This is a genomic window from Vibrio sp. Vb2131 (assembly GCF_033338535.1).
Taxonomy (GTDB): domain Bacteria; phylum Pseudomonadota; class Gammaproteobacteria; order Enterobacterales; family Vibrionaceae; genus Vibrio; species Vibrio alginolyticus.
Genome location: NZ_JAWOSW010000010.1, coordinates 114,176 through 125,759, shown reverse-complemented (window position 1 = coordinate 125,759; position 11,584 = coordinate 114,176). Strand labels below are relative to the sequence as shown.

At 43.7% G+C, this 11,584-nt stretch carries 9 protein-coding genes and 2 pseudogenes; 4 read left to right on the top strand and 7 right to left on the bottom strand.

Annotated features, from left to right (window positions below; genetic code table 11):
• Positions 1 to 194 precede the first annotated feature (194 nt).
• Positions 195 to 1,169: a peptidoglycan DD-metalloendopeptidase family protein gene (locus R7E38_RS12730; RefSeq protein WP_226083252.1), complete on the top strand. Its 975-nt coding sequence runs from the start codon at positions 195 to 197 to the stop codon at positions 1,167 to 1,169.
• A gap of 311 nt (positions 1,170 to 1,480) precedes the next feature.
• On the opposite strand, the gene R7E38_RS12725 is transcribed toward R7E38_RS12730, so the two are convergent.
• The 6 genes and pseudogenes from R7E38_RS12725 to R7E38_RS12705 all read right to left on the bottom strand — a co-directional run bounded on the left by R7E38_RS12725 (position 1,481) and on the right by R7E38_RS12705 (position 7,024).
• On the bottom strand, positions 1,481 to 2,056 hold the full coding sequence (locus R7E38_RS12725) for a hypothetical protein (protein ID WP_033906398.1): 576 nt from the start codon (positions 2,054 to 2,056) through the stop codon (positions 1,481 to 1,483).
• Between the two features lie 544 nt (positions 2,057 to 2,600).
• Positions 2,601 to 2,741 (bottom strand): hypothetical protein, encoded by a 141-nt coding sequence (locus tag R7E38_RS23530; RefSeq protein WP_372061284.1) that lies wholly within the window; start codon positions 2,739 to 2,741, stop codon positions 2,601 to 2,603.
• Between the two features lie 87 nt (positions 2,742 to 2,828).
• A complete protein-coding gene (locus R7E38_RS23525) occupies positions 2,829 to 3,059 on the bottom strand; it encodes a mechanosensitive ion channel domain-containing protein (RefSeq protein ID WP_373924676.1) in 231 nt (76 codons plus the stop codon).
• A 221-nt stretch (positions 3,060 to 3,280) separates the two neighbouring features.
• A pseudogene (locus R7E38_RS12715) lies at positions 3,281 to 3,931 on the bottom strand (sodium:calcium antiporter); the annotation flags it as partial.
• A gap of 312 nt (positions 3,932 to 4,243) precedes the next feature.
• Positions 4,244 to 5,023, bottom strand: a pseudogene (locus tag R7E38_RS12710) (IS5 family transposase).
• 132 nt (positions 5,024 to 5,155) lie between these two features.
• Complete coding sequence (locus tag R7E38_RS12705) at positions 5,156 to 7,024, bottom strand: fructose-specific PTS transporter subunit EIIC (protein ID WP_033906397.1); 1,869 nt, start codon at positions 7,022 to 7,024, stop codon at positions 5,156 to 5,158.
• 267 nt (positions 7,025 to 7,291) lie between these two features.
• Here R7E38_RS12705 and R7E38_RS12700 point away from each other — a divergent pair, with 267 nt between their 5' ends.
• Together R7E38_RS12700 and R7E38_RS12695 are read left to right on the top strand one after the other, a co-directional pair.
• Positions 7,292 to 7,594 carry a PTS fructose transporter subunit IIB gene (locus R7E38_RS12700; RefSeq protein ID WP_005463048.1) on the top strand — a complete coding sequence of 101 codons (303 nt, stop codon included), beginning with the start codon at positions 7,292 to 7,294 and terminating at the stop codon, positions 7,592 to 7,594.
• Between the two features lie 8 nt (positions 7,595 to 7,602).
• Entirely contained in the window at positions 7,603 to 8,379 is a 777-nt protein-coding gene (locus R7E38_RS12695) for a PTS sugar transporter subunit IIA (RefSeq protein WP_226083255.1), read from the top strand.
• 34 nt (positions 8,380 to 8,413) lie between these two features.
• Here R7E38_RS12695 and R7E38_RS12690 read toward each other — a convergent pair whose 3' ends face one another.
• Positions 8,414 to 9,256, bottom strand: coding sequence for a helix-turn-helix transcriptional regulator (locus R7E38_RS12690; protein ID WP_104976208.1), 843 nt, complete (start codon positions 9,254 to 9,256; stop codon positions 8,414 to 8,416).
• A 385-nt stretch (positions 9,257 to 9,641) separates the two neighbouring features.
• On the opposite strand from R7E38_RS12690, the gene R7E38_RS12685 reads away from it, so the two are divergent.
• Positions 9,642 to 11,549, top strand: coding sequence for a fructose-specific PTS transporter subunit EIIC (locus R7E38_RS12685; RefSeq protein ID WP_226083256.1), 1,908 nt, complete (start codon positions 9,642 to 9,644; stop codon positions 11,547 to 11,549).
• Positions 11,550 to 11,584: the final 35 nt, after the last annotated feature.

Below are 11,584 nucleotides of genomic sequence, written 5' to 3'. Positions count from 1 at the left end.
TGACATTAACACCAACAAAATAGGCATAAACACCAAGCCAACCGTCACTTTGACTGAATTATTAAAATTATTTTCACATCCTATAATCATTAACTTAGTTAAAACAGAGGAATTACTCATGCTTTAATGCTAGTTTTTATTTAAAATATTATACTCTACGCACAACTGTCAGTATTGATAAATCAACAAAACTAATGACTATTTTAATAATAAAAAGGAGTGTGCAAGCTCCTACCGTAGCCCTTATCACTACTGCGTTAATCATATTGATTAGCGTATCGCTTTCTCACTACTTCCTCACTCCTGTGGATAGGCTACCTACCATCAAGCCTTTAGAATTCGAAAGTGAGAATGTGCAGCCACCAATTAATAAGAATACTCGTAGGCAAAAAATCACTATCGGTGTTGTTGAATACTCTTTTGTCGCTTCATTATTAAAATCAGGAGTGAATCAAAAAGAGATCAACTTGCTATTAGCACTTATCAAAAGCAAGTTTAATATTATTGACTCTATTAAAAGAGGTGATAACTTTATCTTAAGAACTAAATTAAATAGTAAAAATGAAACTTACATTAGTTCTTTTTACTATTTAGGCAGTAAAACTGATTTATTTATTATCAATGATGGTCACGGTAACGTATTTGATGAGCATGGTGTGTCGATAAATAATCAGTTCATGTTTTCTTCACCCTTTGATAAAAACTACAGAGTGAGCTCTGACTATGACTTAAAGCGAACACATCCAGTGACCAATATAACGACTCCGCACTTAGGCACTGATTATGCCACACCTGTAGGTACACCGATTCGTAGTATTGCTGATGGCGTCGTTTTAAAGTCCCGCTACAACCGTTTTGCCGGCAACTACATTAATATCCGCCACACAAATGGCTCTGTATCACGCTACCTACACTTATCTCAGCGCAACGTCCATGTTGGTGAGAAGATCAGCCGAGGACAAGTGATAGGGAAAACGGGTAACACAGGAAGAACAACAGGGCCGCATTTACATCTTGAACTGCACATCAATGGTGTTCCGATTGATTACGAGCGATACATTCAAAGGCACCCAAACACTGACGTAAATATAGAAATGCTGATTGCAGCGAGAAAAGAAAAAGCAGAATTAACAGCGGAATGGCAACGGTATGAGCAGTCAAATAGGTAACAACAGCCACTTCGATTCGCTCTTTCTTCATTTATCTGAAGCGAGTCCTCGTAACCTTCTGAGCGCTTCGTAGTCTGTCGCCACTAACCAATTTCAGGATCAAAAAGAGCCGCTACATGCGGCTCTTAATGATTCTAATCTTTATTTACATACCCATGAATTGATACTTTGTGACATCACGTTTCAAACTCAGAAATTCAACAATAAACGTTATTACATAAAAGAAACTCATAACTAGTATTACTAAGTAGTCACAGAAAAAATCAATTGGTAACTACGAGACAATAAAAATGAAACGGCTTACTAGTATACTAGTAGTCGAACACATCTAGTAGATCGAGATCGAATTCGACACCACGCAGGTCATGTTCATTACACAAGTTCTTTAGCTTATCATCGCAATACAGCAAGTTACACCCTTGCATCAACGACTTAAAAACATACTTATCTGCAACGCTCAACTCGATGAACTTAAGCGACGTCAAGCCAACCGGATGCTCATCAATATATTCGTGTTTCGTATTTTCCTGGTCTTCTTCTCCAAAGCTCATGACATTGAAAACCTGAAACTTCTCACCATCAATCACTATAGGTAAAAACTCACCATCTGTTTCAATGTATGGTTTAAGCACTTCAGCCGCTCGCAGCGTCAGCACTAAACACGTTCCCCAAACAGATATGTCAGGGGTTTTTACCGATGTCTTGTAGTGAGCCGTAAATTGAACACTCTCTTCTACCCAAACATCAGACAAGCCCTCTGCTCTTACTGGCTCATTGAAAAGCCTATTCAACAGATCATCATCGCCCGCATCTATGGCCCTCTGATACGGATCATGCTCAAGAACTTTAAAGTAACGATTGAGGTTTCTTACCTGATATATACTCATTAAGCTAGTTTCCAAACTGGTTCTTTCTTCACAAGAATTTGAAGATAATGACAAATATTATCTTCATGATACTTAATTCTAGTCCCAAAAACGCGTTTACAGTTTCAAATTTCGACTAATATTCCAACCTATCTCTAAAAACCGTTGCATGTATACACGAATACATCGCCGCTAAGAAAACTGAGACAAAAAGAGCGCTACTTACGGCTCATAATGATTCGAACCTCCTATCGAAACAACCATAAAGTGATATCTACGATTTCTTTCACTTCAATAGCTTACTCAAAAAGCAACCATTTGTTGATATCACTTAAAGGAACCATAAGTTGATATTTTTGTGAACCCGACAGTTTACTAAAAAACCATAGGTAAGAAAGTTACCTTCAGTATTACTGTACAACCACTTCATGTAAAGATTTCTCTGCGGGAAAAGGAATATAGCTAACCCAGCCGTATTGATATTTAGCTTCACTTGCTTCTGCACCGACCAATAGGTTTCTCAGTATTTATCCGTTGGACGTCAGACGCAAAGCTGGAGGCCAATCTAACTATCAGCCAGCATGCGAACAATTACTTGAGACTCAGGATCTTTAAGAATATGCGCTTGGGATAACGCCAGTTCTTTAAGTACGTTCAACCCGACCTCGACTAAATATTGGTAAGAGATACCAACCATGATATACATACGACGTTTGTTGCTATGACTAAAATTACAAACAGTTGAGCTCCAAATAACACTGTTCTAACTAGAAATGTAAAGGCCATCTGCCGTCTAAAACACGGGAGTGAATAAACCAATATCAACCAAGCTACCTGAGCAGCTTCCGAATTCAACAAACCCACCTTTTTTGTTCGGCTTCAGAAATAAAATCATGATACCTGCGGCAGTGTTGCTCAGGGTGCCTTTCAGAGCTAAACCAATCGCTAAACCCGCTGCACCCACTAAAGCTATCAAACTGGCAACATCTACAAGTGCGACTAAACAAACCGCATAAGAAGCCACTTGAGACAGCGAGCGATAATTTCATCTCCACCACTGACTTTGTCTGTCTTTTTGAATATCCCGAGGTTGACGAGCTTGGATACCACATAAGCCAAGATAAAATTGTCAAGAGCGTATTTTGCAAGATCAGCACAACGAGTGCCTAACGCGTATCATAAAAAACCGTAATGTGTTCCATCTTACTGCGTGACTCAATAAGTTCACTGTTCAATATTTATGTATTAAAGCGCTCCATAGATTAGAGAACTGTTGTATCCCAAATAACACACCAACAGAACAACGCCTTCACTGCGAGAAATCGTCTGTGATTTGCCAAAACGAGCGGCGGTCAACCGCAGTAATCCCGTGACAAAAAGCATCGATGTCCAGTCACGCCAGAAGACTTCAGCACCAATATTGGCAATAGGTGCAATGGTGCCCGCAATACCGATGACTGCTAAGGAGTTAAACATATTTGAGCCTACCACATTACCCACAGCTATATCATGCTCGCCTTTACGAGCCGCCACTATAGATGCCGCTAATTCGGGTAATGACGTTCCTAAAGCCACAATAGTTAGGCCAATCAATAAATCGCTGACACCGAGTTGTTGTGCGATTTCCACAGCTCCCCACACCAAAATGCGCGAGCTGATAATCAGTAACACTAACCCTGTAAACAGCCAGAAAATGGAAGACTTCTGTGACATACGTTGGCTAGACAGTTCGTAGCCCGTCTCTTGCTCTAAGTAGTCTCCCTTTGAGCGTAGTGCGCTCCAGATTGACCAACCAATCAAAAGCATGAATCCACCAATCAAAGTCCAGGCTTCTAACGTGCTGATATGGTGATTCCATAGCATTGCACCAACGTCAAGCGTAATGACTAAAAGTATGGAAAAAGTCCCTTACGAGAGTATTCAGTATCAATGGATCAGAACAAATTCATTGCACCGTAAACACTAAACTCAATTTGAACTGGTAATACCACGTGTTTCGAATCAATCTTAAATACTTTGTTAACTAGGCGAAACCTATAAACCTATATCTCGATTCATTTTCTCTCCTCTGCCAAATTTATTTGATTCTGTTTTAGCTAACTCTTCATATTCTTCACATCGGTAGTCCAGGCGAGTGCTTTTAGAACCAAACGGGTCTTTGTTTCGTAATTCGGTCAGAGCACCAAACAGCCTGAAGTTGAGCAATTCTCATACTGCACACTGAGTTTCAGACATACCAAACCCTGTAAGTTTGTTCAACTCTTTAATCATGGCGTAAGTTTCATCAACCTGAACATTGTAGTTTCTCAGGCTTAACCGCTCAACTAACAACTTCTTCACTCGATACATTGCTGTCTCTGATAGTGAGCGTTTATGGTAGCCGTATCGTTTTTTTCCACTTACACTTGGATACGTATGACATCGTGACAATCCCCTGTGTCATAAGCGCCATCACCTAATATCGCTATGATTTTACGACTTGTTTGCTTGAGCAAGTAAGGGAGGACTTCTGCATAGGTAACATTAGATAAAATCAGTTCTGCCGCAACGATTTCGTAAGTGCTGGTATCGATAGCTCAATGCCATTTTCTCCAGACTCTACACTTCCCGCCAGTTACATGCTTCTTGACCTTCCGTTTACCTTCACCATAGACCTTGAGACCTGCCGCATCGAGGGCTAGATGATATATTACACCTCTAGTCTTTGGTTTAAATAAAACCTCGACTTGCTTAGCTCTTCGACTGATACAACTGTAATGTGGACAGGCTATAGGGACGTTAGCCAATGAAAAAAACAGAATCGATAAACCCTTGCAATGTTCTCAACGGTATTGAGAAAACTCGTTTCACTATAAGCACAGTGATAATGGCTAAGCCGCTGATCTAAAAAGGTTTACCACGTTTACCTTGCTTATTCTGCTTCCACTTGCGAATGGCTTCTTCATCAATCCAGAAAGTGAGAGAACCACGGTTGATTAGAGATGTCATCCATGGCCAAACTGGTTTCAAGATCGTACTACTCTGAGGTAGTGCTCGATAGTCCAAATTGGAGCCAGTTTACCGACTTAGTCGACCAAATATATAGTAAATTTAACGAAGAAAGTGCTAACTAAAAGATAGCTATTCATTCTTGTTTTGCAATAAAGCAATTGGATGAAGCAAGGCATCCTTAGTACTGACATCCAACACTTTTACTTTTCGAAAACGTTCCGGTTCTTTGATCGCGACATCATGAGCAAATATCACAAACTTCGCTTTCTCGATGTCTTTCTCGGTAATTCGATTGATGACGCCATTCGCCCCTTGAGTTTCGACTTTAATCTTAATGCCGAGTGCACAAGCCGCTTTTTCCAATGACTTCGCCGCTAAGAACGTATGTGCCACACCTGATGGACAAGATGTAACCGCCAAAACATCTGCCTCACCTTCGCCTTGAACGGAACCATATACTTGAGAATGACCAGTGTAGCTTTCATCTTCGGTGACGGTTTTCTTTAGTGCAATCACGATCAATGCAGTGGTAACTGAGCCCGTAATCGTGCCGATGATGTAACCAATTTTTCCATCCACGACAGGGAGAACAATCCAACCGCCCCAAGGGGCATGGTTCATTACGTGGAACATAAAGCCAATCACGTTACCAACAATGCCACCAGCAACAATCGCAGGCAGGACGCGAGCTGGGTCGCCCGCCGCAAACGGAATCGCTCCTTCGCTGATACCAATTATGCCCATGATGCCCGCTGCTTTACCAGCTTCACGTTCATCACGTTTAAATTTACTTGGCGATAGGAAAGTCGCTAACGCCATGCCCAGCGGCGGAGTACAGATCGCAATACCGACACCACCCATTAGCCACGGTTGAGTATTTACTTGTGTCTGAGCAAACAAAGTCGCCACTTTGTTGATAGGACCGCCCATATCAAACGCGGTCATTGCACCTAGTACGGTACCCAACATCACTTTGCCCGAGCCCGCCATCCCCGTGAGCACATCATTCATGGTCGTCATTGCGCTGGCGATAGGCGCACCAATCACCCACATCACTGCGCCGCAGGTAACAAACGTACCAACCAGTGGGTAGATAAAGATCGAGCCGAGCGAACTCATGCTGTCCGGCAGTTGAATTTTCTTCAGCAACCAAACCACAAAGCCGGCGAAAAAGCCGACCACAATTGCACCTAAAAAACCCGTATTGTAATGACTGACCGCAATCCAAGACCCAATCATACCCGGCGCAAGGCCCGGCTTGTCGGCAATGGAATAAGCAATGTAACCGCCAAGAACGGCAGTAAACAATGTCAGGCCAGCAATCCCCATTTGGGCAATATCGGCCAGAATGCCCTCCTGTGGTACACCACCGTGTCCAGAGATCATCACCGACAACGACAACAACACACCACCCGCAACAATAAACGGGATCATGTGGGATGTGCCAAACAGCAGGTGCTCTTTAATGCGGCCAAGTTTTTGCGCCCAAGGGCTCAGGGGGTCTGATGCAAATTCTAAAGAAGTCGGGAGAAATTCATTGGATTGGGTTTGAATATCAGTCAGCATCTCAAGCGCTTCTTCTCGCGATTGAGCCAGCTTGAGCTTTTCAACAAAGCCGTCTTCGATAAGTTTGGTGGAAATTTGTGCCAATACTTCAATGTGATGATGATCATCACCATCTGGAGACGCCAGCATGAAAAACACATCGGACAGCTCGCCATCTTCGGCGCCATAATCAATCCCATTACGGCTGATCCCGACCGCGACAGCTGGTTGCGCTACAGCATCACTTTTGGCATGAGGGATCGCAATACCATCATCAAATCCTGTGTTACCGATCTCTTCTCGTTTCCAGATATCTGCCAAGAACTGGCTTTGACTGTTGAGCTTGCCAGCGGCCTCTAGCATATCGACTAGCTCTTTGAGCGCTTCATCTTTGGTTTGAGCTTTTAGATCTAAACATATCGTTTCCAGCTCAATTAGGTTTGTGATGTCCATTGCTTTACCTTCCAATATTCACGCTCGAATATATACCCAAGTGAGTTTGAGATACAGGATCCCCTGGCTCGTATGCGTTCCTACTCATTTTATTTGGGCATAGATTAACCAGTGCCTACTCTTTGATATATAGGACTAAAAGTGCATTAACTGGATTAATGTAACATGAGATTCAAACTGTGATAGAGCTCTTGCGTTAATCCAGCTCAAATCAATTCAATCTGCGGTGGCTGTGTTAATATCCACAAAAAATAAAATGGATAGAACATGAAAATCGTAGCGGTGACAGCATGCCCTACAGGCATCGCTCATACCTATATGGCGGCAGATGCACTCATGAAAGCTGCGCCAAAACATAACGTGCAAATTAAAGTAGAAACGCAAGGTGCGATGGGGATAGAGAATCAGCTCACTCCTCACGATATTGCTCAAGCGGATCGGGTTTTGATCGTGTCGGATATTGAGATAGAACAACCAGGCCGATTCGAAGGGACGCGCAAAATTCAAATCCCCATTGAAGAGGTTTTGCTGAACGTCGACAAAGTATTCCTCGTCCACTGCCGCGACTAAATTTGCAGATGAACGAATACCAAATCACCTTTTTCGTCGATAATGCAAATGCCAGTGCGCACCTTGCTCAGCCACTCAATCGAGTGGCAAAGAAGTTCAAAAGTACCTTACATATCATTAATGTAACGCAAAATCGTGTTGCGGAACTCACCAAGTCCGTGGCGATTTTGCAAGCAGGTCTACAACAAGGTGATTTGTGTCAAATCACAGCGATTGGCATTGACGCAGAGCTGGCCTGCTTCGTCATCAAAGACATGATTGCTGAACACTTTACGGTGGTGGGATCTCATATCAACTATGAGTTTTCTAGCCAACTGGCCGAGCGTTTACCGCAAATTTGCCCACCTTGTGAAATCAAATGGCACTACGCCAAAGCGCATACCGAGCTCACCAAGTTTGAATGCCTCAAAGGACTAGCTCAGCTCATCCACCCCATTTATCCCGACGAACTGATTCTTGCTTTTATTAAACGCGAAGAACGTTCATCAACTTGCGTGACTCCGGGGATCGCTCTACCTCATGTAATGTTTTCAGGTGTTGACCATATTTCCATTGCCGTTATTGCAAATGAAAAGTCGATGGATTGGGCTTCGAAAATGGGCGATGTTCATCTGGCTATAGCACTGGTGATACCAGAAAAGCCGACCCGAGAACAGATCATTGTGGCTACTAACCTCACACGAAATCTGCTTACCGAACAAATGGCGGAACGCCTACTACTAACAAAAAGCAGCGTCGACTTACAAGCGCTGCTGATGTACGCCATGTCGAGGCTGCTTGCTTAAACTTCTCTATGATCTACGCTCTCAGAGTGAAAGCTCAAATCGAACCACGATATTCCGTCGGCGTTCTGCCTGTACGGCTCTTAAATACTCGGCAGAAATAGTTCACGTCTTTAAATCCACAGCGCACTGACACGTCATTGAGTTTGAAGTTGTATTTCTTGAGCATAAACTTCGCGCGATCCACGCGCACCCAAGTAATGTAGTCTGCCAAGGTCATGTGCCCCTGCTGACGGAACAAGCGCGACAAATGGTTCGAGGAAATACAGAATCTCGACGCAATGCTGTCACGCGTGATTGGGCGATGGAAGTTCTCTTGAATGTAGATGCAGATCCCTTGATAGAGATCTTGCACACGGCTATGTGACTGCTGCTCGACTGGTGCATCCAACATCGTCTTCGCGTATTGCAGCAATGCTTGCAGTAAAAGCTCATCCATTGGTTTTTTAGTATTCTCACGAGCCAGTGAGCTCAACGCTTCTAAGATGTTATCTATCGCAAATCCTGAGCGCGTTTGGATGCTATGCTTTTGAATATCGTAAAAGTTTGCCTCACCTTTGCGTTTGCTCACCAAACTCAACCCAAGTTGTCGACGCCCAAACAAAATACTTAACACTGAGCAATTGGTATCCCAGTCTGGTTTATTCCAACAGTTAGGTGCAATAAATATCGCGTCGCCTTTTTTAGCAACGATGTGCGTTACTTTTCGATCATGACTTTCCATTTCATTAATATATTCCCCATCCAGAACCAACTCTAGGCGAGAGAAATTAACTTGATAGCTAAATTCAGGCGGCGTATGAAAATCTCCTGCAAACCAAATATTATGAAATGGCTCTCTTTCATTTAATACCGCTGAAATTAAATCATGAAAAATCATTGTTTCACACTCTATATATGCATCAATGATGCTATTTACTATAGATATACACCGGACTGGACTCTTGTGCTATTGAGCAAAATCACACTTCCACTTTGATGTTACAAAAATCCAGTTAACACATCAAATCTCCAGTAACAAAAACTCTATCAACAACACTCAATCCCTTTTCAAATGGGAGAAAAACCACATTTCACTTATCGTTTAGCTTCTTATCCATCATGTCACAGATATGCAGGTAGATTTGCCCAGTGAACGATCTAAATCACACTATAGTTAGTCGGTTACAATCCTCCAGTAAATGCATTTTTTCTTCACTACAGTCTTTTTCTCTGTAATTTAAAAATACCCCTGAAATAAAAATTATATTTATAGGGGTTCGACAATGATCACCAAACTAATAAATGAAGACTTAATTAAGCTTGATCTTAAAGCGTCTTCAAAAGAAGACGTATTTAAAGAACTGGTTGCCGTTCTTCATGCCCAAGGTCGTATTTCTGACCAAACACAATTTCTTTCAGATATAAAAGCACGTGAAGAATTAGGAAATACCGGATTTGAAGATGGCGTGGCAATTCCACACGCGAAAAGCTCTGCTGTGATTGAACCGGCGGTTGTGATCGGCGTAAGCAAATCAGGTATCGAATACGGCGCGGAAGACGGTTTGCCTTCAAAACTGTTCTTCATGATCGCTTCTCCAGACGGTGGCGATAACCACCATATCGAAGTACTTGCAGAGCTGTCCTCAAAACTGATTGAAGATGGTTTCATTGATGCGTTCTTAGGTGCAGCAAACAGCCAAGACGCACTGGCACTTCTACTTGCTAAAGAAGAGCCTCAAGCAGTGACAGACGCACCAGCAAACCAAGGCTTCATCATTGGTGTTACTGGTTGTCCTGCGGGCGTAGCGCACACTTACCTAGCGGCAGAAGCGCTAGAGAAAGGTGCAGCGGCGATGGGTTACGAAATCAAGGTTGAAACGAACGGTTCAATCGGTGTGAAAAACAGCCCAACCGCAGAAGAAATCGAGCGTGCAGACGCAATCATCGTGGCATGTGACAAACAAGTCGACATGAACCGCTTTGCCGGCAAACGCGTGGTTAAAACCAACGTAAAAGCCCCTATTCGCGATGCTCAAGGTCTGATTAACGAAGCGTTAAGCGCTCCAGAATACCAAGCAGAAGCAAGCAGCAATGCACAAGCGTCTGTTGCAAACAAAGCCTCTCAGGCTCGCTCTGACCTCTACCGCTACTTGATGAACGGTGTATCACACATGATCCCATTCGTTGTAACGGGTGGTCTGTTGATTGCACTTGCTCTTGCAGTCGGTGGTCAGCCAAGTGAAGCGGGCATGGCAATTCCTGAAGGCAGCATGTGGAACCAAATTCTCAACGTTGGTGTGGTTGCCTTTACGCTGATGATCCCAATCCTAGCCGGTTACATTGCTTACGCGATTGCTGACCGTCCTGCTCTAGCTCCTGGCTTGATCGGTGGTTGGATTGCAAACAACGGTTCTTTCTACGGCGCAGACGCAGGTACAGGCTTTATCGGTGCCATCATCGCTGGTCTGCTTGTGGGTTACTTCGTGAAGTGGATTACGTCGATTAACTACCACAAATTCATTCAACCTTTGGTGCCAATCATGATTGCGCCAATCACAGGTTCGCTATTCATCGCTGGTCTTTTCATCTTCGTTATCGGTGCACCAATCGCAAGCCTAATGGACGGTCTGACTGCGCTACTAACAAGCATGAGTACAGGTAACGTCGTTCTACTAGGCATCGTACTTGGTGGTATGGCTGGCTTCGATATGGGTGGTCCATTCAACAAGGTCGCCTTCCTATTCTCTGTGGGCATGATTGCGAGCGGTCAAACTCAATTTATGGGTGCGATGGCGTGTGCAATCCCTGTTGCACCTCTAGGCATGGCACTGGCAACGGCGCTTGGTCGTAAGTTCGACCTGTTCGAAGAATCAGAAACCGAAGCGGGCAAAGCAGCAGGCGCTATGGGTCTGGTTGGTATCTCTGAAGGTGCGATTCCGTTCGCAGCGCAAGATCCAATGTCAGTGATTCCTGCAAACGTACTTGGCTCAATGGTAGCGGCAGTAATGGCGTTCTCATTCGGCATTACCAACAGTGTTGCTCACGGCGGTCCAGTTGTGGCTCTACTTGGCGCGATGAACCACCCAGTACTTGCTCTGATTTGTATGGCAGCTGGCGCAGTAGTTACCGCAGTAACGTGTGTAACTCTGAAGAAAGTTCGCAAAGCGAAAATGATGCAAGCAGCCGCTTAATCACCCCTACCCCCAATGGCTCCTATGGCTTGGGC